Origin of the sequence: Microcystis sp. M079S1 (genome assembly GCF_020246425.1) — a bacterium.
In the GTDB taxonomy this organism is placed as follows: Bacteria; Cyanobacteriota; Cyanobacteriia; order Cyanobacteriales; family Microcystaceae; genus Microcystis; species Microcystis aeruginosa.
Window position 1 is genome coordinate 24367 of the sequence record NZ_JADBSZ010000019.1, and the last position, 24929, is coordinate 49295.

A 24929-nucleotide genomic window follows, 5' to 3' on the forward strand; every position below is an offset into this window, starting at 1 on the left:
CTCATAAGAGCCGTTGGATTAAAGATAATGAGTGCTTGAGTTAGTTTAAACCATATAAACTAATAAAGAAAACAAATCCTAGCGCTAAAGCCCCGAAAATCAAAATATTTTTTTGTGCCGGAGTCAGACGGTTGACTCCAAAACCATAGCTAAGATTTTCTTGGAATCCCGAAGGAGCATCTTTAGCTCCGATGTTGATAAATTGGGAACGACGCACACCACACACGGGACAGCGCCACGTTTCTGGCAATTCCTCGAAGGGGGTTCCAGCGGGAGTGTTGGTTTTACTATCTCCCTTGCTGGGGTCGTAAACGTAGCCGCAGGAGCGACATTCGTGGTTGGCAGGGGCCTGGTCGGCTAGGGTTAGTTCTGGTGGGCGATCGCTCATAACTAAGATTAAAGGAATTTTCAACACTCTGTTACAAATTATCCTTGAAAATTGACCCCTCTCACGGCCAACCCCTGACAGAATACCAAGTTTTCAAGTCTTAAAAGGATTAGCGAGGCAGCATATCGGCTTTAAAAAAAGTAAGATTAATATATTAGGGCTTAAATGTCTATTAAAACTTTATTAAGTTGATATTTGGGCTATTTACCCTGATTTTGGTAGTCAAATTTATTCCGAGAAATTGAGAAATTTCAGGCAGGGAAGAAATTAGGGGTCTGATACCAAATCCTGTTTAAAAGGTGGAGGAGATTGGGGAGCGCCAGAGCAGGGAGCAGGGAGCAGGGGGAAACAATCCATAACTGGGTTTTTAAAGTTGGATTGGGAGTTAATCATGCTATTAAAAGCGGATTTGGTATCATATTGCATAAATTTAATCACTTTTAGCGATCGCTTTTATATTTTGGCATAAATGGGCTGCTCCCTCCCTGTTCCCCAAAACGAAAACTTCGCACCTCACTATTAAGATAACTGCTATCAACCTTATATTATAGGTATATAATCAACCTTAACTATACCTTAAAAAGAGAGTAAAAATTGTGTTCAACCAGCTTGATTGGAATCCTGCCTATTCAATTGAAACCCTAGAACCAAATACGGTATTTTTTCTATCTGAGCGAGAATCAATCTGTTTTCAAGAGCCGCTTTATTATCGTTTAGTCAGATTAATCGATGGTCAACGTAATCTTGATGAAATTATTGATATTCTTCAGTTAGAATTTTTACAAAATCAAGAAATTAATCCCAATAATCCTAATTCGTTTGCAGTTATTATTAACTATAGTCTGGCAATTCAAAAAGCGATTTTTCAGTTATATAAACAAGGGTTTTTGTTAGAAAAAAAAGAATTATTACCGTCTAATTTAGCAATTTTATGCCATCATCTTCAGGTTTCTCAATCCCAAGCTTTTGAACGATTACAATCTCTGAAGGTTACAGTTAAAAGCCTAGGCGCAATTCCCCAGCAAGATTTGATCAATATTTTGAATTCCTTGCAAGTTCAAGTCGCAGATGAAGGAGACTTAACCATTATTTTAACCGATAATTATCTTCATCCTGATTTAGAGAGTATTAATCAACAAGCTTTAGCCTCACAAAAACCGTGGTTATTAGTTAATCCCCTGGGAAATCTAGCCTGGATTGGTCCCTTATTTGATCCCGATAAAACTGGTTGTTGGCATTGTTTGGCTCAACGATTACGAGATAATCGTCCCGTGGAGGAATTTATCATTAGACAGAGAGAAAATAAGATTTCTTTAATTTCTCCTTTAGGGTTTTCTTCGGCGACAATACAGACGGTTTTAAATATGACAGCTATGGAGGTTTTTAAGTGGATTATTCAAGGTAAAAATCAACGTTTAGAAGGAATTCTAATGACTTATGATACTTTAAATTTACAATTTCAAGAGCATATTTTAGTTAAACGTCCGAACTGTCCTAGTTGTGGATATTCTCTAAATAAAACACCTTTACCCGTGGTTTTGGGACATCGTAAAAAGGCTTTTACCAGTGATGGGGGACATCGTTTTTGTTCTCCTGAAGAAACCTTAAAAACCTATCAACATCATATCGGTTTTATTACGGGAATTGTGCGAGAATTAAATAAGATACAAGGGAATGCTTTAGTTCATACTTATGTGGCGAAACATCATTTTCGCGGCCTGTTTGATGATTTAGACAGTTTACGGCAAAATATTGGAGGTAGAAGTGCGGGAAAAGGCCGCACAGATAGTCAAGCAAAAGCAAGTGGATTTTGTGAAGCTATTGAGCGCTATTCGGGAGTTTTTCAAGGGAATGAAATCAGAGAAAAAGCGAGTTATCAAGAGTTAGGAGATAAAGCTATTCATCCTAACAAATGTATGAATTTTAGTCAAAAACAATATCAACATCGAGAAGAATGGAATGGGAAGAATCAAGGATGGTTTCAAAAAGTACCTGAACCTTTTGATGAAACTAGAATCATTGATTGGACTCCTGTATGGTCTTTAACTGCTCAAGATTTTAAGTATTTACCGACGGGATATTGTTATTATGGTTATTCTCAATCTGAACCCTTAGATTGTTGGGCTGATTCTAATGGCTGCGCCGCAGGAAATACGATAGAGGAAGCGATTTTACAAGGGTTTATGGAGTTAGTGGAACGAGATTGTGTGGCTTTATGGTGGTATAATCAATTAGTTAAACCTTCCGTTAATTTAGAGAGCTTTAATGAGCCATATTTTGAGCAATTAAAGCAATATTATGAGGGGTTAAATCGGGAGCTATGGGTGTTAGATATTACCAGTGATTTGAATATCCCTTGTTTTGCCGCTATTAGTCCGAGAAAGGAGCGGGAAGTGGAGGACATTTTGTTAGGGTATGGGGCGCATTTTGACCCGAAAATTGCTATTAGTCGGGCGTTAACTGAGGTTAATCAAATCTTGCCGAATGTGTTATCTTTTAAGGAAGATGGGACAACGATTTATAATTCTTCTGCTGATCCTTTGGCGGTTAAATGGTGGCAAACTGCAAGGTTAAGCAATCAATCTTATTTAGTTCCCGATAGTAAAATAATACCGAAAAAAAGTTATGATTATTTACAATTAGCTAGTGATGACTTATTAGCGGATGTTAAATTGTGTCAGCGAATTGTTGAGTCAAAGGGGATGGAAATGTTAGTATTAGATCAGACTCGTCCTGATATTGGTTTAAGGGTAGCTAAAGTCATTATCCCCGGAATGCGTCATATGTGGAAGCGTTTAGGGGCAGGAAGATTGTATGATGTTCCTGTTAGCATGGGATGGTTAAAAGAGACTTTGACGGAAGATGAATTAAATCCTTTTCCCATGTGGATGTAACCCTTGTTCATGGTCAATTGTTGATGATTTTAAGTTACTTGGTGAAGATTTCGAGTTTAACTTTCATTCCCGTTTTATCTAAAAGACTGAGTAATTTATCAACAGTAAAACGGCTAATTTCTCCATTCATTAAATCACTAATTTTCGGTTGTGTTTCCTCGAAAAAAGTGGCGGCTTCTTGCTGTGTCCATCTTTTTTCGAGGATAAAAGACCGCAAGGTTAACATCAAATCGGCTCTAATTTTTAAGTTAGTTGCTTCTTCACTGTTAAATCCTAAATCTTCAAAGATGTTATCGCTACCAAAAGTGATCTCAATAGTGTTAGATTGTGTCATGGTTATCCCTCCTGTAATTGTTGTCTAAATTGAATCATTTGTTGATAACATTGTTGTCCCAATTCAATTTCTTTTTTCGAGGTTTTCTGTGTTTTTTAACCGAAAGCATGAAGGACATAAATCGCTTCTTTAAACCTTGCCACATAAAAGATTCTGTAGGTTTCTCCTGTCCAAATTCTAATTTCTTCTGTTCCTTGACCAATAATGGGAATGGGTTTAAAATCATTGGGTTTCTCTCCTTGTTGAATAGCTCTCAGTTGAAAACCTGCTTTACGCTTTGCGTCTTCAGGAAAATCTCTAATATCTTCCCTTGACGTCCCAATCCAGTAAATGGGTTTATCTCCCATGTTGGGGATAATGATTAAGGTTGATACCTAATTTAGTATAACAGGATCATCAGTTTGTCAATTGTTCGTTAGTTAACAAGCAAGATGATGATCATTTTAGTTTAACTGAATCTAAGTAAAGTGTATCAGGGCAAATATCTCGTTCATGAGGCCATAAGCAAACTGATTCCTGATAGGTAAAAGGTATGTCAGCGAAGTAACACACCTTTATTAGTGTTGGTTTTCGTTGCTTCAATCTAATCTAGAAGAGCGGCTGGATCATTGGGAGCTATTCCTTCATCTTGATCTAAGATCAATAATATTTTCATTTGTTGAGTTACACTAAATAAGCGCAATCGAATATTGACTGAAAATTGAATCACTTGTAATGATAGGGAGATTTTCAGCCATAGATTGAGCAATAATAATGCGATCAAAAGGATCTCTGTGGTGAAAAGGTAGAGAAGCATTAATTTTTAGATGCTCTAGTTCAAGATTTAGTAAAACAATCCTACTTTCGTTCACTTCTTTCTCAATAAACTCTTCATAGGAAGGAACTAACCTTAACTTTCCTAAATTATATTTAATAGACATTTCCCAAAGACTGGCGATACTAAGATAACTAAAATTGTTCTCATCTTCAATTAAATCTTTGAGAGCATTGCTTAATCTAGGATCGTCATTAACAAACCAAAGAAAAATATGTGTGTCCAATAAAAAAGTCATTCCCTGTAATTTTGAAAGTCTTCAAGAGGTTCATCAAAGTCATCGCTCATCCATACTTTTCCCTTAGCACTTCCTCGTTTTAAGGGTCGTTTGATGGGGGAAATTTTGGCTACTGGCTCGTCGCCTTGCATAATAACAATTTCTTCTCCGTTAATTGCCAAATCGAGAAGTTTTGAGAGATCGGATTTAGCTTGAGCTATATCTAATTTAGTCATAGTGTTAAATCTCTATTTAAGTTTTCAAAAAATCTTGCCAATGTTCTTCGTCATCAGCTACGATGGTAATCATTCCTTGACATAGTCCGGGGACTAGGCGTTGGGGCGGTATGGGTATTGGCCCGATTAATTGGGCAATTGGACGATTATTGTCGGTGATTAACAATTCTTCCCCCAGTTTGAGATTGTCAATCAGTTCGGGGAGTTTAGCCTGGGCTTCTTTGAGAGAGATGATCATGGATGTTGGGTTCTATCTAACTCATGGTGATAACGCTACAATTTTAACTGAATCTCAGCAAGGAATAGATAAAATACGGTTGGGTTGAACGATAGTGAAACCCAGCCTACACTCTCATGTTAAGGTTAAGTACGAAGATAAACCCAATTTCTAGGCCGATCATTCCTCAATTTTAACTGATCTAAGCAGAAAATAAATAAGCTCTCCTGATGACTGATAGATAAAAGGTATGTCACCGAAGTAACACACCTTAAATAAAATATTGTTGGGTTTCGTTGCCTCAACCCAACCTACAAGAGCGGCGTGCTGCTATGCAGTGCCGTAGGCATCGCACTATTATTGAGGAATTAATTTAATTAAACTTCTTAAGGTCGCATTAACGGATTCCGAATTAGGAAAATATTTTTTAACATCAGGATCAAGAATAATTACATCATTTTGCGCTGGAAAATGTTCAACCGTTTTTGTTCCATCTTCATGATGAATAGTAACGCTATGACCTTCCCGATACTGTTGGTAATATTTTCCGCAAACAGGATTTTTAAGTTGACTTAAATCATATTCTTCTCGCAAGTCATCTTCTAATTCATCTTGGATTTTCTCGTTCATAATATCTCCTTTCTTTGGGTGTAACTAATCTTGCACTAATTAAACGAATTTTATGATCACGATCCGTATAAGAAACAAATAGAAATTTACTTTGATCTGATAAACCTATTATAAGATAATAGCGATTCTCCCCTGTAGAATGGTCAGGATCATCGAAATTTACAGCTAAGGGATCATCAAATACGGTGGATGCTTCTTCAAAAGAAATGTTACGTTTTCTTTGATTTATTTTTGCTTTCTGTTTATCCCATTCAAATGCTAGTTCCAAATCATTGCCACTTTGCCAACTGAAATATCCCCCATTTATAGCATATCCTGATGGCGGAATAACAATTTTTCCTCTGCGATCGCGTCTTGCCAAAGTTTGACCAATAGAGAGATCTATAAGCGATCGCCGCTGATAGTAAAAGGTGTGTCACCGCAGTAACACACCTTTATTAGTGTTGGGTTTTGTTGTTTCAACCTAATCTAGAAGAAGGGGCGATCGCAGTGAGAAAAAAGACGATCGCACTAAATTTTAGCTATTGAGGGTAATGTTTAAATTTTCGCCTCACAGTCCTCTTGCGATGAGCTAGATGACAAAACGGGATTGCTAAGGCTGAGTTTGACTGAATCAATCAAATCAGCATGAGCCTTTGATAGGTAATGCTCAATCTGAATCAAGCTATCGATGGAATTACTGGCAGCTAACATTGCGGTTGAGGATTTGGGTTTTCCTGGAGTTACAATCCATGTTCCAGAGGAGGTATATGTTACAGTGGTCTGATTGAGTATATCAAACGAAGATGGAACTGAGATTTCCGCAGCACTTCTAGATACAGTAGTAAAGTCGGCCAAAGAATTTGAGTCGTAGTTTCCAATGGTCACATAGAATGATAATTTTGGGGTTAAGGTTCTTTGTTGGTTAGGATCAGGAGACCAAGTCATACCCATAAAACCTTGTGATGTTCGAATCCCAAAGGTCATGTTAGAATACCATGCGAGGGCTTCGTTCTTTTCTTTTTCAAATGGACTGGACGCCATCTGAATTGACTGTGAGGGACCTGACGTGCCATATCTCGTCATTGTTGGTCCCGCATTAGGAGGCACACTAGCGTAGAAAGTTTCCCACTGATCTCCTAAATTAGCATTATTCGTGACACTGGATTGGACCAGAATGTTCGGAGCAACAGCATTATTACTTGCTCCTGCTGCTACTATATACTGCACGGGTATAGTAAATGAATTTATCCCAGGTTGCCGAGAAGCAATTTGCAGGTTGGTGTTGGAGTTAGCAAAAACTTTAGGATCGCTGGCAAGTTCTTGTGGACGCTCTAAAAAACACCAAAAAATTTGTGTACTTGAGGATTCGTTGACGATATAGATAGTATATTGATCAGCAGCCATTGTTGATTCTCCTTCTGAATTTTTCGAGTTAGCCATAGTGCCTTAAGCAAAATGCCTTGTCTTTTGGCTCAAAAGTGATTTGTTTAATCACCTTTGATACCAGAATAAGTTTTATTTTGAGTAATGGCAATCTCTAAAGTTAATACTTTTCTAATAGGTTTTTTTGAGTAGAATATTAACTTTCATATTAGATTTATATTAGATTTGTATTAGATTTAAAGGGTCACTTTATGGTATGACTCCCTAATTCCTTAAGTAGAACTAATGAATTAATCGGGCGACTAAAATCATCAAAACCCTTTTAAGCTCTGACTTGTAGCGGTTTTAGGGGATGAAAAGAAGGCAGCAAAAAAGCGATCGCAATCCTTGAAAACAGACAGCGATCGCCTTCTTCCTTGAATAAAGAGATGCTATGATTAGATGATGAGTAAGCTAAACGGCGCTTAACCTGCATGATCCAACAGCTATAACCCTTTTGGAGTCTATATCGGTGATCCGAAGTAAAAGCCGTTTAGCTTATAACCTTCCAATTAGTTCTGGCTTTACTTTCCCGTGGGCAAGTCAAAATATCAGCCCATGGCTACGATGAACTAGCAAATGACGGTATTCTGGTAAGGGATGTGATAACAGGTATTAGAGAAGCTGTCATTCTCGAAGATTACCCGGAATATCCTCAAGGGCGTTGTGTGCTAGTCTTACAGAAAGATAGTCAGGGTAAACCCGTTCATGTGGTTTGGGGTATAGCCAAGAATACCGAATCGCCTGCTGTTCTAGTCACTGCCTATAGACCTGATCCAGCACGTTGGTCAAGTGATTTTACAAGGAGAAAACCATGACAAAAAAGCCTCACATTAAACTCATCCACATTGGAGAGTACATGGCTGAAGTGGAAGTCGAACTGATTGAGACTCCCGAAGGATGGTCGCCCTATTTATCATTAGAAGACGCTCAAAAATTAGATGATGTCCGGGAAGCCCTTCGTCAAGGTGATCTGCAAAAAGCTTCCAATTTAGCACATCTTTACAAAATTACCCCTCTTACCGTTTAACTAAACTTTGACAAGAAAAAATTAGGTTCTTCGTTACTTGGTATGATTCGATATGGGGGCATAAATCGACTAAATCCTTATCTGGTAAGAGATTTAATTGATTAGTTCGCTCTAGATCAAAAACAATTGACAAAAATCGCCAAATGCTTTTCTACATAAGGGTTACATCCCTTATATCCCCCGTCCATTGCATAACACAAACCGAAGAGCCAAAAATTAAAAAGCGATCGCTATTCCTCAGAACAACACAGCGATCGCCTAACTTTTAACTATCACAAGCAACATTATTGGAGGGCTGATAATTCTTCTCGAAGAATACGGCGTAAATCGGACTGAGTGAGCGATCGCTCAGAAGGAGATTGGATATATTGTTTTAAAGCCTCATTAATTAGGGTTTGATAACCCATTCCTGCGGTTTCAGCCTGTTCTCGAAAATAAGCTAGAATCTCATCATCTAGATAAATGGTAATGTGTGTTTTTCCCTGAGAGGAAATGAGCGCCCCTCGTTTTCCTTTAGAAAAATCATATTCCTTTCTCATAAGTTTTTCTCTCTTGTTTTGTAGCACGACGAGCAGAAATCAAGCGAATGACTTCACCCCGCAAAGTATAAATAACCACTAATAGTGATCCCATGTTTCCCATCCCCACTGCAATAAAACGTTCTTCTGTTACACAACCGGGATCAAGATCATGAATAGCGAGGGGATCAAAAAACACCATTTCAGCTTCTGCAAAGGAAACACCGTGCTTTTGCCAGTTGGTTTTTGCTTTTCTGGGATCATATTCAAATGTTATACATACATTATATGTATTTTAGAAGGTTGAGTCAAGCTCAAAACCCCTTCAGGGTATCACACGGATCGCCTTACCTTCCCACTTAGAGGAATATTCAGGGGGAATGACAACTGTACCATGATGGAGAATCGTCTTAAATTCAATCGCTTCCATTCGTTAAGTTTAATAAAGTGTTGTATCAAGTTTAACCCAATCAATCCATGGAGTTTTAGGGGATGAAAAAAAAGCAGCAAAAAAGGGACCGCTTTTTCCCAATCAAATATAATTTAGGTAGAAAATTGCCGAAAAATCGCTATGCTCAACGGGTACAAAATTATTGATGCTGATTCCCATGTCATTGAACCCCCCGCAATGTGGGGCCAATACCTAGAACCTAAATTTAGGGAATTTGCTCCTTCTGCTGACATGAAAATCAAAGGAGAACCGATTAGTCAAAAAATCTCCCCACAAGTCCAAGCAGAAGGGAATAAGCAGATGATGCAAGCTCATCCCCACGCTTATCTCAATCGCTATAACCCAGAGTCCCATGTTCAAGCAATGGTACAAATGGGGGTAGATAGGGCTTTTATTTATCCTACCTATGGACTGTGGTTATTTGCCATTGATAGCCTACCCGCCGAAGTGATGGGGGCTTTTGTCCGTGCCTATAATAGATGGTTATTAGAAGAATATTGTAGCTATGACCCGGCTAGACTGAAAGGAGTCGCTGCAGTCAATCAACATGATCCCGAAGATATGGTCAAAGAGCTACACCGCAGCGCAAACTTGGGCTGGAAGGCGGTTTTTTTGCGCCCTAACCCCGTTAAAGGCAGAATTTTGAGCGATCCAGCCTATGAACCCTTTTGGACGGCCTGCGAGGATTTGGACATGGCTGTAGGAATTCATGAAGGCACTCATAGCCGCTTACCCACCACTGGTGCAGAGCGGTTTAATAGTCGGTTTGCGCTTCATGCTTGTTCTCACCCGATGGAACAAATGATGGCACTGTTAGCCTTAATTGAAGGGGGGGTTTTAGAACGTCATCGGAGGCTGAGGGTGGCGTTTCTAGAGTCAGGGTGTGGTTGGCTTCCCTATTGGTTATGGAAGCTTGACGAAGAGTATAAAAATTTACATTGGGAAGTCCAAGATAGAGTAAAATTATTACCATCGGAGTATTTCCGCCGTCAGTGTTACATTGCAGGGGAACCCTCTGAACCTTGTTTGGCTCAGGTCATTGATTTTATCGGTTCTGATAACTTAATCTTCGGGTCTGATTATCCTCACATGGATCATCAGGCTGATGCGGTAAAAAAAGTTATAGGACTTGAAGACAACTTATCTCAGGAGATAGTTAAAAAAATCGTTTGGGAAAATCCTCAGCGATTTTATTGTTCAATTTAATTTCTCAAAAAGGAAGCACACTTATGTTTGAAACTCGTAGCTTATTCTACAAGGCAGAAAAAGTTAATGAAGCCGCTAATAAAATGGAAGGGGAATGCCCACACATTGGTTTTTTACAGCGTCTTTATCAACAGTCAAAACAAGTTTCTCAAATTATTGCTTATATTTGGCGATGGGCTGATGAAAATAACGAGAAATACGCCGAGCAAAAGAGAGTGGCCAATCTCTTAAGGACTTATTTTGAACATCCGACCTCAGACCAGGGATTGAAAGAAGGAAAGAATGCTGATCACCTCAAAAAATTGTTTGGAGCTAATCCCAACCAACCACTAGAAACCGTTGATGAATCTGATCCAGCTTATTTACTGAAACAAGTCTTCTTTCCACAAGGTAATCCACCCGATGAATATATTTTTCCAATCTTTGATAAATGTGAACTGGGAGAGAAAAACCCAAGCTTGGGTTACTTATTTGAAGTGACGTATAGTAGCTTTATTGGTCAAATATTGGATGCAGATAACAATGCACCAGAGTTGTTTAAAATGATTATTCCCTATCCACCTGAGCCGTCATGGGGAAATGCCACTTTAAATGCAGATGATTTGTCCGACTGGATATCAAACCGAAAACCAGGGAAATATTTTGCCGACAATCCTTATATTCCGACAACTTGTTCCTAGAAGCCTTGCAAACTAATTGAACAAAAATAAGAATTGCTCGCCTCACCTAAAGGGTGGGGATTTTATCGTTAAATTGGTCAAAAAATGATTATTAAAGATCCTCAGAACCTTTTATCCGATCTGACAATAAATACTTCTATCTTTTCAGATAGAATTCTTGAGATTCCCTCCCATAATATTCCTTTGCATCCTCATAGTATCAAAAAATTGCTAATGACGGCTAAGGATAAATATGCGGTTGTTGTTTTTCAGCCAACTTTACCCATTCTTTCAGATTTGGGTTTGCCTAGTTATCCTATACTAGCGTATTTATATCCCCAAGAATTAAGTGATATTTGGCATCAATTACAACCCCACATAGAGACATTCCTAACAAGCCAAACTATTCAACCTCAGCCTATTCCATTAGTTTTACTATCGGCAATAGATAGAGATGAGCAGTTACATTATTTTAGTTGTCATTATGGAAAAGCGATCGCACCTTCTTATGTCAGAGTTGTTGTTGGTAACACTTGTAATCTTAAGTGTGTTATGTGTCCCTATCATAGTTCTTCGATAAAGTCTAATCATACTACAGATTTTTTTCAAAAGAAAAAAGTCATGTCTTGGGAGATGATGGAAAAACTAGCAGCAGACTGTGGAAAAGCAGCAACTACCATTGTAATAGGTAGTGTTGAAGAACCATTACTTCATCCTAAACTTATAGACTTTATTCAACTTTGCCGACAGCAAGGTGTTCCAAAAGTTCATCTAACTACTAATGGTCAACTTCTGAATAAAACTTATATTAAAGCTCTGTTAAAATCGGGTTTAACCAGTATTGATATTAGTCTTGACGCGGCGACTCCAGAGACTTATTTAAGAATTCGAGGTGGAGATTTAAGTCAGGTCGAATCCAATACAATTGATCTGTTAAGAATTAGAGATCAGTTGGGTATTGACTGCGAAATTAGAACCTCTTTTGTCAGAAATTACAATGTTAATCTTGAGGAAGAAGAAGCATTTTTAAATCGTTGGTTATCAAAAGTTAATAGTGTTTTTATCCTTAATATTGCTGAATATCAAGAAAATAATATGCGACTAAAAAAACACAATCAAGGGGTAGAAAAATCTCTCCAATATTATCAACAAAAAGCGCAAGGGCGCTGGACTTGTTTATTCCCTTTTCTGGAAATGGCAGTTTTACCCAATGGCAAAATCTACTACTGTATAGAAACCTTATTTAGACTAGGTTTTGATCAAGAGATTGAAAGTTTAGGGGATTATAATCAACAAACTTTACAAGATATTTGGTCGGGAGAGTTATTCCAGCAACTACGACAAGATTTAATTCTTAATCAATTAGAAAAAAGAAGAGCTTGTCAAGACTGTGAGATGTGGAAATCGCAAATAATTGATCAAGAACTAAAAGATGGATACTCAGTGCTAACCACAACGGTGACAGAAATTTATTCTCAAGTCTGATCTAAGAGTTTAATGGACATTTTTCTGCTCAAATGCTAGAAAATAAGTAAAAACGTTATTAAAAAGTGAGTTATGAAAGATTATCAACTAATCACAAAAATTTATGAAAGTTCTAGTTCTCTAGTCTATCGAGGCATTTTTAAGGCAAATGCTCAACCGATTATTCTTAAAATTCTTAAAGAAAATTATCCAACTCCTTCAGAGATTACCCGTTATCGACAGGAATATGAAATTATCCGTTCTTTGAACATAGACAGTGTTGTTAAAGCTTATGATTTACAGCGACACTATAATAGTTTGATAATGTTTTTAGAAGATTTTGGAGGTCGATCTTTAGAGTTATTACTATCTCAAGATAAGTTAAATTTGGAAAACTTTCTCTTGATTGCTATTAAAATAACTGAGGGGTTAGCTGCTATTCATCAGGCTAATATTATTCACAAAGACATTAACCCATCTAATATTGTCTATAACCCTGAAAGCGAACAACTGAAAATCATTGATTTTGGTATTTCCACCCGTTTATCCCAAGAATTTTTCACAGCTTGTCCTCCTAACCAATTAGAAGGGACTTTAGCTTATATTGCCCCAGAACAAACAGGGAGAATGAACCGAGGTCTAGATTACCGTAGTGATTTTTATTCCCTTGGAGTTACTTTATATGAACTTTTAACCAATCAATTGCCCTTTGAAACCACCGATCCTATGGAGTTAGTTCATTGTCATATTGCCCAACAACCTTTACCTGTTCATCAACTCATTCCAGAGATTCCCTTAACTCTCTCTAATATCATTAACAAACTGCTCGCAAAAACCCCAGAAAAAAGATATCAAACTGCCTTGGGTATTAAAGCTGACTTAGAAATCTGTCTTCACCAATTAAGGACGTTAGGACAGATTGCTCAGTTTTCTTTAGGTGGTCAGGATCTGACTGAGAAATTTCAGATTTCTCAAAAAATATATGGTCGAAAACGGGAAGTTACTCAACTTTTGAAGGCTTTTGATCGGGTTAGCCAAGGAACCACTGAAATGATCCTCATTTCTGGCTATTCAGGGATTGGGAAATCAGCTTTAGTTCATGAAATTTACCAACAAGTTACATATAAACAAGGGCGATTAATTAGAGGAAAATTTGATCAATTACAAAGAGATACTCCTTATTCAGCTATTTCTCAAGCCTTTCAAATCTTAATCCGTCAACTTCTAGGTGAGCCAGAAAATATCCTGCAAGCTTGGAAAGAGAAAATTTTGGAAGCATTGGGTAAGAACAGTCAAATTATTATCGATGTTATTCCCGAAGTTGAAAAAATTATTGGCAAACAGCAACCTGTTGAACTATTAGGAGGAAGTGAAAGTCAAAATAGATTTCATTTATTTTTTAAACGATTTGTCAATGTTTTTTCTCAAAAAGAAAATCCATTAGTGATATTTATCGATGATTTACAATGGGCAGATTTACCCTCTTTAAACTTAATTGAACAATTAATATCAGATTCTGACATTAAATATTTTCTGATAATTGGAGCCTATCGAGATAATGAAGTTAGTTCGATTCATCCTTTAATGAATACTTTAGAGAAAATTCAGCAATCACAAGTTTCTGTATCGAAAATTACTCTTGCTCCTTTGCAGATGAAGCACATTAATCAATTAATTGCTGATACCTTAAGTTGTTCGATAGAAGTTACTATGCCTTTGGCAGATTTGGTGACACAGAAAACAGGTGGAAACCCCTTTTTTATCGCTCAGTTTCTCTATTCTTTATACCAAGATGGTTTCATAATATTTAATCCTTCCTCTACTAAATTGGAAAATAATAAGCAAAGTTATTGGCAATGGGATCTTACCGAAATTAAAAGTCTATCAATTACCGATAATGTCGTTGATTTAATGACCCATAAAATAAAAAAAATAGCTCAAAAAACTCAAAATATTCTAAAATTAGCCGCTTGTATTGGTAATCAATTTAGTCTAGAAGCTCTTTCTATTGTAAATAATACATCTCAACATATTACGGCTCAACAACTACAATTAGCCCTTGATAAAGGGTTAGTAATACCATTAGATAATAACTATAAACTAGCTCTACTCTGGGATTCAAAAGAATTATCGAGGCAACTCTTAGAAACTGAAACTTTGGGTGGGTATTCTAACTGTGTTTCCTATAAATTTTTACACGACAGAGTGCAGCAAGCAGTTTATTCTTTAATTCCAGAGGAAGAAAAGAAAAGGACTCATCTACAAATTGGTCGCCTACTGCTAAAAAACATTACAGACGATGAATTATTAAACAATATTTTTGAAATTGTTAATCAACTTAATGAAGGTTCTGAGCTAATTACTGAGCAACAAGAAAAAGATAACTTGGCAGAATTAAATCTTAAAGCTGCTAAAAAAGCTAAAGCATCAACTGCTTATGAAACAGCATTAAAGTATTTAGATTCTGGTCTCAGTTTATTAACAACTAATAGTTGGAGTGAGCAGTATCAATTGACTTTAGAACTTCATGAAGAAAAATTACATTCTCTCTTTCTTAATACAGAATTTCAGCAAATTTTATTTTATTCAAATATCATTATTAACCAAGCTAAATCGATCTTAGATAAAGTCAAAACATATCAGATAAAGATTGAATTTTACTATGCAAATTTTCAACCTGATCAGGCGATTGATACCGCTTTAAAAACTTTGAAAGAACTGGGAATTTTAATTTATAGAAGAAATGGCAAAAGTAATATTAATCAAAGCATTAATAAGTCCTTAAATTTAATTCTACAAAAAAGGAAAATTGACGATTTAGAAAGCCTTCCTGTTATGACTGATCCCTATAAGCTTAAAGCCATTCAAATCTTACAACAAATAATGTCTTCGACGGCAACTACTGATCCCCTATTACATATAAAAATAATCCTCAAACAGATTGATTTATTTATCAACCATGGAAATTCTCCTGAATCAGCAGCAACATATAGCTACTATGGAATGATATTATGTGGCTCTATCAATAATTATAATTTAGGATATGAATTTGGTAAATTAGCCCTTAAATTGCTCGATAAATATAATATTCGTCAAGTACAAGCTCTTATTATACAGACACATTATGGATGTATATATCACTGGAAAGAGTATCTGAGAAATAAAGAGATCGATAACGAGTTACTAAAGAGTTTTCAAATCGGTTTAGATGTAGGGGATAACCAGTTTGCCTCTTATGTAGCTATAGACTATTGTATTTATAGACTGTTGGGAGGTTATCATTTGGAAGAAGTTGAACAGGAATATATCAAGTATAATCGAGTTATTAAAAAACTCAAGCAAACTTTTTCCTCTTTTTACCAAGAAATTTCTTATAATATAGTCAATAATTTACAAAAAAGCTTAAAAAAAGAAATTGCTTTATTTGTCGGTAAATCCACTGAAGAAGAAAATGCAGTTTTAGACCAATTAAATCAGACTAACAATGAATGGTTACTTTTTCTGATTTACTTTGCTAAACTATTATTATTTTATCTTCTTAAGATTTACAAGTCGGCAGTTACTTATGGAGAAAGAGGACTTCAATATATTTCAAACCCAACTATAAACTCATTTTTGATTTCTCCTCAACATAATTTCTATTCATCGTTGAGTTTTATAGCTTATTATCATGACACAGAGCAAAATGATCAAAGAAAATTACTACAACAAGTAGATAACAATCAGCAGAAGATGGCAATATGGTCTAGTCATTGTCCAGCAAATTTTCAACATAAATATGATCTAGTTGAAGCAGAAAAAGCGAGAGTCTTAGGTCAAAACTGGGAAGCTCAAGAATTTTATGAAAAAGCCATTCAAGGAGCAAAAAAATATGAATTTATCCATGAAGAGGCTTTAGCCTATGAACGTGCCTCTGAATTTTATTTTACTTTAGGTAGAGAAGAAATCGGTAAACTATATCTCAGAAATGCTTATCATTGTTACATTCGTTGGGGTGCAAAGGCCAAAGTTAAACAATTAGAAGAAGAATACCCTCAATATTTATTAGACATCAGCAATCAAAACAAATCTAAAGGACTGAGTACCACCATTTCAACTACTGGTAATGATGGAGCAGTTCTTGATTTAACCACTATTCTCAAAGCCTCGCAAGCAATTTCTGGAGAAATTAAACTGGAAAATCTCCTAACAAATTTAATGAAAATTGTCATTGAAAATGCAGGAGCTCAGAAAGGTTGTCTGATTTTAGAACAGGAAGGAAATTGGGTCATTGAAGCTCAAGGAACAATTGATCAAGAAACGCTTAATATCTTACAGCCGATTCCCATAGAATCTATCGACCATGATAACTCAATTCCTATCTTACCCACCAGTATTATTTACTATGTCGCTCGGACAAAAGAAACTATCGTTTTAAATGATGCCACTTCATCAGGTCAATTTACCAACGATTCTTACATTATTGCTAAAAAAACTAAATCCATTCTTTGTACTCCTTTACTCAATCAAGGTCAATTAAAAGGAATTGTTTATTTAGAAAATAATTTAACAACAGGCGCATTTACCTCAGAAAGAGTTGAACTATTAAATATTCTAGCAGCTCAAGCTGCTATCTCTATTGATAACTCAAGACTCTATCAAACCTTAGAACAAAGAGTAGAAGAACGGACAAAAGAACTCACAAACACTTTAGAGGTACTGAAAGCAACCCAAGCAGAACTTATCTTTGAAAATGACCTACTTAAAAGTGCTGAACAACCTCCCAAATTTGTCTATCAAGTGGGGGGCAGTTTACCGATGGATGCACCGAATTATGTGGTTCGACAAGCCGATCGCAATCTTTATAAAGCTCTCAAACAAGGTCTATTTTGCTATGTTTTAAATGCACGTCAAATGGGAAAATCTAGCTTAATGGTGCGGATGATGAGCCAATTACAAAAGGAGGGAATTAGATGTGCAGTAATTGACTTAACTCGGCTAGGAACAGACAATATTACCCCCGAACAATGGTATAAAGGATTAGCCGTTGATCTGCTCCGCAGTTTTGGATTAATCAAAGAATTGAAAACTTTTAAAGCTTGGTGGAGTGAACAATTAGACCTGCCTCCTGTACAACGATTAGGACAATTTATAGAAAATTTTCTTCTAGTTAATGACGATTTTGATCAGCGGCAATCTGGAAAATCGACTGTTATATTTATTGATGAAATTGATAGCATTTTAGGGTTAAAATTTGATGTCTCTGACTTTTTTGCTTTAATTCGTTCTTTTTATAACCAGAGAGCGATTCAACCTCAATTTCAAGAGCTAACTTTTGCCTTTTTTGGTGCTACCACACCTTCAGCTTTAATTACTGACCCCCAGAAAACACCTTTTAATATTGGTAACGCTATTGAATTAGCAAGTTTTAAAGAACACGAAGCTCAACCTTTATTATATGGGTTAACAGAAAAAGTCAGTAATCTTCAGACCATGCTCAAACAAGTCTTAAGCTGGACGGGAGGGCAACCTTTCTTAACTCAAAAACTCTGTCAACTGATGCGGGATAGTGAGCAACCAATCCCCTCTAATCAAGAAGAACAATGGTTGGCCAACTTAGTAGCAGAAAAAATTATTCAAGATTGGGAGATGCAGGATCAACCCGAACATTTAAAAACCATTCAAGATCGCCTTCTTCAAAGTCCAAACCGACCCCAGTTATTAACCTTGTATCGACAAATCCTACATCAAGAAGCAATACAGATTGATAACAATCCCTATTTACCTGAGTTATTTTTATCTGGATTAGTGGTAAAGCGTCACGGGAAAATGGACGTTCATAATCGGATTTATCAGACGATATTTAATAATGATTGGCTTGAGCGATCACTGTCTTAATACCATGGTTCAAAAATTTATTTATACTGAACCAGTATATTGACTTATAAAGTACTTTTGATACAACTGACAACTGACAATTGCTTGATTTTCTCTGAGTTTAATTAAACCCATACTATTAAGTTTATAAGCAATAATTGGATCGACTATCATTGGTTGATTACCTTGACAAATCTGTTGAAAAACAGCGGCAAGTTCGGGTTGTTTTTGTAAAGTGACCCAGTGCAGCTGTAAATGAGAGGAATAAATTCCCGTTGATGTAGTTGCTGATTTGATTAAATCTGGCATCGTGATTTGCTCTTGGCTAAGATGATAAATCGCTAAATGAATCAAGGCAGGATGTCCCCCCACTAAGTCGATCAACTGTTGAATTTCGTTGGTTGCTAATTCATTTAATTGATATTTTTTTGCCAATTCTGCCACTTGTTCTTGACCAAAACCCTGTAACTCTATGGGTAATCCCACATTAAAAGGAGACTGTTCTAATCGCAGAGAAACATAAGATTCTGTGGATTGAACAATAATTAAACGTAATTTCTGCCACAGGGGAGATCGCTTAGATTCTTCATAACAAGCTCTGATTAAAGGTAAAAAATCTTCTGCTACTTTCGGATGTTCAAAGACTCGATGCACTTCGTCTAAAGCCAATACCAGTGGCTGTTTTATCTCTCGTAAAATATACTCTTCAAAATAAATTGTCCAACTCATTTTAATTCCTATATTTTCATCCCAATAATCATCTAATTTGGCTTCTAAATTCAACTGCCGAGCGCAATTACGGCAGATCCAGCGTAAGAACTTGTTAAAATTTGCTATGATGTCTTGGTCTGCTTTTTGTAAATCTAAACTAACAATTTGATAACCGAATTGCTGTTGACAAGCCTCTAAAATTGTTAATAATAAAGATGTTTTCCCCCATTTTTTGGGAGCTTTAATGCGTACTAACGCCCCAGATTGTCCGATTTCCTCGATAATTTTTGCTTCAAGTTTTGTTCGTTTTAGATAATAATAAGAATTATAGGGAACAGGAGCATCTGGGTATTCTGGACGCTCATTTTGGAGATATTCCTGACCGCAATACTGAAGCGATGTGGAGTTGGTAAAATGAGATTGTAGTCTAGATAAAAAATTTTTCTTATTGATCGGTTCTCCGATCAGTTGCGAGACTCTATCATAGAGTCCTGGGGCAACTACATTGGCAAGATAGCTGCTACTATAACCGTTTTCTTGGGCAATTTCTTGATAGTTCTTTTTCTGCCAAAGTCCTCGCAATAATAATTGTTCTGTGTCATTGAGACAGCGATTCTCAAGCTTGAGCAGTTGCCGATTAAGAATCTCTTGGATTTCCTCGAATTTCATTATTTTTGTCTAAGGATAGATTATTTGATTTTTCAGTTCCGTTGCAGCCAGAAACCCTGAATCTTGACATAACAGCACCGATTCAAAATAGAATTGGTATATTTGACAAACAAGCTGACGAGAACCAGTAACCGACAAAATTGTGCGATGGCAACCCTGAGAGGGATTAGTTTCCCCCCTTGCTAGGAAATTATAGCATTTCTTGTCAAGGTCAATTACACGGCAGCAATTATCTCTTGATCATTTCTATCAAAACCCCTAAGTCTTCAGCGTCTAACCCCTCGATAATCCTATTAAGAATTAATTCGGAAAAATCCTCACAGGAGTTGACTAGACAGGGTTTGAGCAATCAGATGTACTGCATTTAAACTGCCTATTGAGAATTTTAGTACAGTGGCTGCTCCCAATCTTGCCAACAACGGTGAACAGTTACTGTTCATCCCTCAATACACTTGCTCCCAGAGCTTCTAGGGTTTCTTGCAGCATTTCAGCGCGAGAGACATTACCCTGATCTTTCAATAATTGTAGGCCTTTTTGCCAAATCTCGATCGCCTCATTATAACTACCGAAAACTATATAAGCAACCCCTAGATTTTGGTAAATAGTGGGATTATCCTGGTTTAACTTGAGAGCTTTTTTATAAGCTTTAATCGATTCTGGTAGCCGATGCAGTTGTTTGAGAACCAGTCCTAAATTATAGTAACCATCGGCATAGCTAGGATCAATTTCTACGGTTTTCTCAAAGATAGATAAGGCCGTTTCGTATTTTTCTGCTTCGTATAATAACCCACCTAAATTATTATAGGCCCCCAGTTTTAATTTATCTAAAATTGGCTGCTTAATCGCTTTAATAAAATTATCGGCTGATTGCTTAAATTCCTCTACTGAATAATAATAATTAGCGAGATGATAATACAACTCGTATAAAATATGTGGATTAGAGCCATGGCATTTTAAACCGTGTTTGAGCAGCTTAAAACCCTCTTTATCCCTGCCAATCTTCAGATATAACCCTCCCAATTTACTACACACATAGGGATCGTGGGGATGTTGCTGATAAAAACCCTCCATCGCTTTTCTTGCCCGTTCAAACTTATCTAAGCTGGCTATTTTATCGACGGTGTAACCGTAGTGAAAGATAGCAATTTCTGGCAGTTCAACTATTTTCCAGCTAGGCTCTTTTTTTAATAAAATAGCCACATTATCATCAATAATTGAGTGATAGGGTCGGGTAAAAGTGACCTGAGGATGTCGGCGAAATAGCCGCGAAATTAGAGAATAAGGTGATTGTACGGCTCCGATTTCATGGCGGATTAAATTAATCACTAAATTTTCCTCTTTTTCCATTGCCCGACGCATTTTCGGTACGATAGCGGCATTTAATTCCTCATCAGCATCAAGGACTAAAATCCAATCGCCAGTAACATATTTTAAAGCCTCATTTCTGGCATCGGAAAAATTACCCCGCCAATCGTAGCTAGGAACTATGGCACCGTAACTTTGAGCAATAGCAATCGTATCATCGGTCGAACCCGTATCCATAACGATCATCTCATCCACCACCCCTTTAACGCTATCCAAACAGCGCCGGAGATTTTCGGCTTCATTTTTGACAATCATGCAGAGACTAAGTTTAGGCATAACTTTACTCACTCTAGCGGTCAATCTTGAGGGATAGCGGCCAATCAATAACCCACTGATTAGCGCTCACCGATTATCGATCATCCTCTGAGTCTACCTTAAACCGTTCTACCGAAGAAAGCAGCTCCCGGGAGATACTCACCAATTTTTGCAGAGAACCCGCCACCCGTTGGGATTCTTGGGAAGTTTCCTGAGCGGTTAACTCCACCGACTGCATAACTTGGGCGACATTGAGGGAATTTTCCCGTTGTTTGACCGTATCGGCGGTAATCGATCGCACCAGCGTATCGATGCGGTTAGAAACTTGGATAATATCTTCTAGGGACTTCTTCGCCTGTTCCGAGCGCTCGGTGACATCGATAACCTGTTGAATCCCTTCCTCCATCGCCGTCATTACCGAACCCGTTTCCGATTGAATCTGTAAAACGATCTGTTCAATTTCCTTAAGAGATTTAGCGGCTCTATCGGCCAACTGACGCACCTCATCGGCCACAACCGCAAAACCGCGGCCCGCCTCTCCTGCTCGCGCCGCTTGAATCGAGGCATTAAGAGCCAATAAATTGGTCCGCGAGGCAATCTGAGAGACTACCGCGACAATTTTCGAGATTTCCTGGGAAGCTTCCGCCAAACGCTTGACTTTTCGCGCCGTTTCTGATACGGTCTCGCGGATTTGTAGAATTCCCGCCACGGTTCTTTCCACGGAATCGCCCCCCTTCAGGGCGGTAATCGAGGAAGTGCGAGCGACTTCTTCGGCTTCTCTGGCGTTTTCTGCCACCCGTTGAATTGAGTCGGTCATCATCTGTACCGAATTAAGGGTGACGGCCAATTCCTCCGCCATCCGCAGGGCATCGCTAGACTGATTGCGGGCGAAAGATTCACTATTGGTACTGCCTTGATTCACCTGTTTGGCCGCTTTTTTCACCTGTCGGACAATTTCGCGCAGGTTTTGGATAGTCAAATTAAAAGCATCGGCCACCGCCCCTAAAACATCGGCGCTTACCTCCGCTTCCACGGTCAGATCTCCCCGAGCCGCTCCTTCCACATCATCGAGAAGTCGAATCACTTGCCGTTGTAAGTCTTCCCGTTCCCGTTCCGTTTCGGCGGCGCGGCGTTGGGCTTCCGTGGTGGTAGTTACCACCACCCGAGCCATCTGATTGAAACGATTGGCCAGTTGACCGAATTCATCTTCCGAGTAGATCGTCGCTTTAGCGTTAAAATTACCTTCCGAGAGATGATCGAATTGGCTTTGCAGATCGTTGAGACTGCGCTTAATCTGACTAATTAGCAACTGTAAACCTAGCCAAGTCAGGGCCAGGGTTCCCAGTCCGGTTAATAACATCATAGTTAGTACCGGTTGACTAAAAGGGGAAAGACTTGCTGAGACGGGCGGTTTCGGGGCCGGTTTGGGGGCAACTTTTTCGGTTTTTGCCTGGCTATTCGGGGCTGGTTTGGCAGCCAAGAGCGTAGAAAGCCAAGAGGTGGTACTAACGGCAAAAATTATGATTACAGGGGTAATACCCGCTAAAGCCGCTAGGATTAGTTGTTTTTTGCCTAAAGAAGCATTGACAAAAAAGGCTAATTTGCCCGGATTGACTTCCACCACTGGCTTGAGCAAGCGCTCGGAAGCATGGGCAAGATGACTATCTCTTTTGTCATTGGCGATTTTTAGACGAGAATGATTAAAACTAGGCTCTCCCACACCAGAACTGGCATTAAGGCGCGCACTGGGTTCGGGGAGAAAACCACCACTTAAAGCTTCCCCCCCCGAACGGGTAAATAGCTCCCAGTCCCCCAGTAATTGGGTCGTATCCGTCAGACCCAGTGGCGAAAAACCGTCTAAATCCTCATCATTGAGTTCTGGTTCCCTAAAATCTCCAGTGTCTTCCTCCTCGTCTCTTTTTTGAGTGACTCTGCCCTGATTAAGGCCAGTTTTTGCCCCTTGTGGGTGGGTCGATTCCGGGTCGATGGCAAAAGTGCTTTCTTCTAGGGTATCGGTATAGGATAACTCCTGATCTCTACCGGTGAGGGGATTTCCCCCCAGGTCAGAGGAAACCATAAAAGTGGCTTCTCCCGTTGACCCTAACTCATCGTCCCACCCTTCCTGCAGCGAGTCAATCTCCGCCGCTTCTAAAAAGGGGAAAGGGGGTTCCCCCTCCGGAGAATCGCCAGACCGTTGGGAATCCTGAGAGCCAGGGACCGGCAGGGTAAGGGAACTAAAGGCGGTTTCCTCCGATTCCTCAAAATCATCGTCATAGGAATGGACTTTACTTACCGTAGGCTCGCTGGGATCCTCCTCATTGAAAAGACTACTATTCCAATCCAGCCCTTTATTTTGTCCATCGGGGTCAGCCCCTTGCGACTTCCAGGAGCGAGAATGGTTAAAACTTTGACCTGGATCGAAAGCTGCCTCGCTGTAGGCAATGCTTTCCGTAGCAGCGATCGTAAAATCTCCCTCCTCGGCTTCAAAACGCAATTGCCGAATCTGATCGAGACCACGCTGGGCATAATCGACTAGATCGGAGCGATTGGGAGAATTTTTAGCCAATTGCATCACCCTTTCGTAACGTTCCTTGGCCAAGCTGTATTGTTGTAGTCCTAGATGAATGTGGCCCTGTAAAAGCATGACATTGGCATCCTCGGGATACTTGCCGATCATCTCTTTGACAATGACGGCGGCATCCTCAAGGTTGCCCTGGCAATAGGCGGTCTTAGCCTTTCCATAGAGTTTCGCGTATTCTGTCCCTGACGGCATTTGCCCCTCCCCTAGTAAAGTTAAAGTGGTGAAGTAGTTAGTAGTTTCAAGAAAGAATTGCTATAAATCCTATTCTGCTATTTTTTTCAGATTTTAAGCCGCCCAACGGGCAGAACGGAGTATGGCCAGATGATCGAGTAGTCTTAAGGTTTTTTTTGATTCTTGGCCCAGAATCCACTCTCCCTCCACATAGGGGGCGATCTGATCGGGAATCCTGGCGGCACTACCTAGTTTATCTGGGTCGAGCCATTCCATATCTCCCAAACGTTCCACCGCTAAACCGAGGATCGTTTCCTCTTCTTCGAGCGCAATTATGGGAATTTCGGCTCGTTCGGTGTTTAAGCGGCTGCTATCCCCCAAAAATTCACCAAGATCCGCCACCCAGATCACTTGACCCCGGAGATTGATCGTGCCGAGGAGCAAGGGTGAAGCATTGGGAATGGGGGTAATGCGATCGAGTGGTTGCTGTATTACCTCGCAAATGCCCACGGCACTAAGGGCAAACTCGTCCTGAGAGGGTAGATAAAATCGCAAGTACAGTTCACCGACGGGAGTTTCTAATTCCTGATTGTCGGGGGCGATATTTTGAGCTTTACCAGTAAAAAAATCGGCGTTGTTAAGCATGAGTTTAGTTCTCTTGCAACTAATAATTCGGGCGGCGTTTTTAGCTGTCTTGACCTATGCCATAGCTAGACTGTCCCTAGGGCTGTTTCATTCTCCCATCAGAATATCAAAAGTAAAAGCGATCACTGTCAGGTAAAATGAGAAGTGAACGCGAACTTTTGAAAGATATGTTGAGCTTAATAGAAAAACTAAAACAAGTCAAGGACTTTCGGAA

Annotated in this window: 23 protein-coding genes; 7 read left to right on the forward strand and 16 right to left on the reverse strand. The window is 38.6% G+C overall.

What is annotated here, in order from left to right; translation table 11 throughout:
* Positions 1-40: 40 nt before the first annotated feature.
* The gene (locus IM456_RS01115) at positions 41-388 is read right to left on the reverse strand and encodes a rubredoxin (RefSeq protein WP_002736293.1); all 348 of its coding nucleotides are present in this window, start codon (positions 386-388) and stop codon (positions 41-43) included.
* A 596-nt stretch (positions 389-984) separates the two neighbouring features.
* On the opposite strand from IM456_RS01115, the gene IM456_RS01120 reads away from it, so the two are divergent.
* Positions 985-3282 carry a TOMM precursor leader peptide-binding protein gene (locus IM456_RS01120; protein ID WP_287691321.1) on the forward strand — a complete coding sequence of 766 codons (2298 nt, stop codon included), beginning with the start codon at positions 985-987 and terminating at the stop codon, positions 3280-3282.
* Positions 3283-3316: 34 nt separating this feature from the next.
* On the opposite strand, the gene IM456_RS01125 is transcribed toward IM456_RS01120, so the two are convergent.
* The 9 genes from IM456_RS01125 to IM456_RS01165 form a co-directional block, all read right to left on the reverse strand.
* On the reverse strand, positions 3317-3616 hold the full coding sequence (locus IM456_RS01125) for a helix-turn-helix domain-containing protein (protein ID WP_287691323.1): 300 nt from the start codon (positions 3614-3616) through the stop codon (positions 3317-3319).
* A gap of 95 nt (positions 3617-3711) precedes the next feature.
* Positions 3712-3963, reverse strand: a complete 252-nt coding sequence (locus tag IM456_RS01130) for a type II toxin-antitoxin system RelE/ParE family toxin (protein WP_228008423.1) — start codon at positions 3961-3963, stop codon at positions 3712-3714.
* Positions 3964-4284: 321 nt separating this feature from the next.
* The gene (locus IM456_RS01135) at positions 4285-4668 is read right to left on the reverse strand and encodes a type II toxin-antitoxin system VapC family toxin (protein WP_002757635.1); all 384 of its coding nucleotides are present in this window, start codon (positions 4666-4668) and stop codon (positions 4285-4287) included.
* Positions 4665-4883: a type II toxin-antitoxin system Phd/YefM family antitoxin gene (locus IM456_RS01140; RefSeq protein ID WP_002738737.1), complete on the reverse strand. Its 219-nt coding sequence runs from the start codon at positions 4881-4883 to the stop codon at positions 4665-4667. Before IM456_RS01140 ends, IM456_RS01135 begins: the two co-directional genes overlap by 4 nt.
* 16 nt (positions 4884-4899) lie before the next feature.
* Positions 4900-5121, reverse strand: a complete 222-nt coding sequence (locus IM456_RS01145) for a type II toxin-antitoxin system Phd/YefM family antitoxin (RefSeq protein ID WP_002757634.1) — start codon at positions 5119-5121, stop codon at positions 4900-4902.
* A gap of 336 nt (positions 5122-5457) precedes the next feature.
* Positions 5458-5730 (reverse strand): hypothetical protein, encoded by a 273-nt coding sequence (locus IM456_RS01150; RefSeq protein ID WP_012266237.1) that lies wholly within the window; start codon positions 5728-5730, stop codon positions 5458-5460.
* A complete protein-coding gene (locus IM456_RS01155) occupies positions 5708-5998 on the reverse strand; it encodes a BrnT family toxin (protein WP_287691336.1) in 291 nt (96 codons plus the stop codon). Before IM456_RS01155 ends, IM456_RS01150 begins: the two co-directional genes overlap by 23 nt.
* Positions 5999-6267: 269 nt before the next feature.
* Positions 6268-7116 (reverse strand): hypothetical protein, encoded by an 849-nt coding sequence (locus tag IM456_RS01160; RefSeq protein ID WP_002778807.1) that lies wholly within the window; start codon positions 7114-7116, stop codon positions 6268-6270.
* Between the two features lie 301 nt (positions 7117-7417).
* Positions 7418-7570 (reverse strand): hypothetical protein, encoded by a 153-nt coding sequence (locus IM456_RS01165; RefSeq protein WP_172970487.1) that lies wholly within the window; start codon positions 7568-7570, stop codon positions 7418-7420.
* Positions 7571-7682: 112 nt separating this feature from the next.
* On the opposite strand from IM456_RS01165, the gene IM456_RS01170 reads away from it, so the two are divergent.
* Positions 7683-7952: a DUF4258 domain-containing protein gene (locus IM456_RS01170; protein ID WP_287691337.1), complete on the forward strand. Its 270-nt coding sequence runs from the start codon at positions 7683-7685 to the stop codon at positions 7950-7952.
* A complete protein-coding gene (locus tag IM456_RS01175; RefSeq protein ID WP_002757627.1) occupies positions 7949-8164 on the forward strand; it encodes a hypothetical protein in 216 nt (71 codons plus the stop codon). The genes IM456_RS01170 and IM456_RS01175 overlap by 4 nt, the downstream gene beginning before the upstream one ends.
* A gap of 284 nt (positions 8165-8448) precedes the next feature.
* Here the strand turns inward: IM456_RS01175 and IM456_RS01180 are convergent, their stop codons facing one another.
* Together IM456_RS01180 and IM456_RS01185 are read right to left on the reverse strand one after the other, a co-directional pair.
* Positions 8449-8703 carry a BrnA antitoxin family protein gene (locus tag IM456_RS01180; protein WP_002795030.1) on the reverse strand — a complete coding sequence of 85 codons (255 nt, stop codon included), beginning with the start codon at positions 8701-8703 and terminating at the stop codon, positions 8449-8451.
* Positions 8687-8959 carry a BrnT family toxin gene (locus tag IM456_RS01185; RefSeq protein WP_287691338.1) on the reverse strand — a complete coding sequence of 91 codons (273 nt, stop codon included), beginning with the start codon at positions 8957-8959 and terminating at the stop codon, positions 8687-8689. The genes IM456_RS01180 and IM456_RS01185 overlap by 17 nt, the downstream gene beginning before the upstream one ends.
* Before the next feature lie 294 nt (positions 8960-9253).
* On the opposite strand from IM456_RS01185, the gene IM456_RS01190 reads away from it, so the two are divergent.
* From IM456_RS01190 to IM456_RS01205, 4 genes are all read left to right on the forward strand, one after another.
* The gene (locus tag IM456_RS01190; protein ID WP_287691327.1) at positions 9254-10339 is read left to right on the forward strand and encodes an amidohydrolase family protein; all 1086 of its coding nucleotides are present in this window, start codon (positions 9254-9256) and stop codon (positions 10337-10339) included.
* A gap of 23 nt (positions 10340-10362) precedes the next feature.
* Entirely contained in the window at positions 10363-11019 is a 657-nt protein-coding gene (locus tag IM456_RS01195) for a hypothetical protein (protein WP_287691329.1), read from the forward strand.
* A gap of 84 nt (positions 11020-11103) precedes the next feature.
* A complete protein-coding gene (locus IM456_RS01200; RefSeq protein ID WP_045357891.1) occupies positions 11104-12483 on the forward strand; it encodes a radical SAM/SPASM domain-containing protein in 1380 nt (459 codons plus the stop codon).
* Positions 12484-12555: 72 nt separating this feature from the next.
* Positions 12556-18339, forward strand: coding sequence for an AAA family ATPase (locus IM456_RS01205; RefSeq protein ID WP_149985998.1), 5784 nt, complete (start codon positions 12556-12558; stop codon positions 18337-18339).
* 21 nt (positions 18340-18360) lie between these two features.
* Here the strand turns inward: IM456_RS01205 and IM456_RS01210 are convergent, their stop codons facing one another.
* From IM456_RS01210 to IM456_RS01225, 4 genes are all read right to left on the reverse strand, one after another.
* Positions 18361-19698 carry an AAA-like domain-containing protein gene (locus IM456_RS01210; RefSeq protein ID WP_287691332.1) on the reverse strand — a complete coding sequence of 446 codons (1338 nt, stop codon included), beginning with the start codon at positions 19696-19698 and terminating at the stop codon, positions 18361-18363.
* 429 nt (positions 19699-20127) lie between these two features.
* Positions 20128-21339 carry a glycosyltransferase gene (locus tag IM456_RS01215; RefSeq protein ID WP_287691333.1) on the reverse strand — a complete coding sequence of 404 codons (1212 nt, stop codon included), beginning with the start codon at positions 21337-21339 and terminating at the stop codon, positions 20128-20130.
* 73 nt (positions 21340-21412) lie between these two features.
* On the reverse strand, positions 21413-24091 hold the full coding sequence (locus IM456_RS01220) for a methyl-accepting chemotaxis protein (RefSeq protein WP_287691334.1): 2679 nt from the start codon (positions 24089-24091) through the stop codon (positions 21413-21415).
* A 93-nt stretch (positions 24092-24184) separates the two neighbouring features.
* Positions 24185-24715: a chemotaxis protein CheW gene (locus IM456_RS01225; protein ID WP_149985994.1), complete on the reverse strand. Its 531-nt coding sequence runs from the start codon at positions 24713-24715 to the stop codon at positions 24185-24187.
* Positions 24716-24929: the final 214 nt, after the last annotated feature.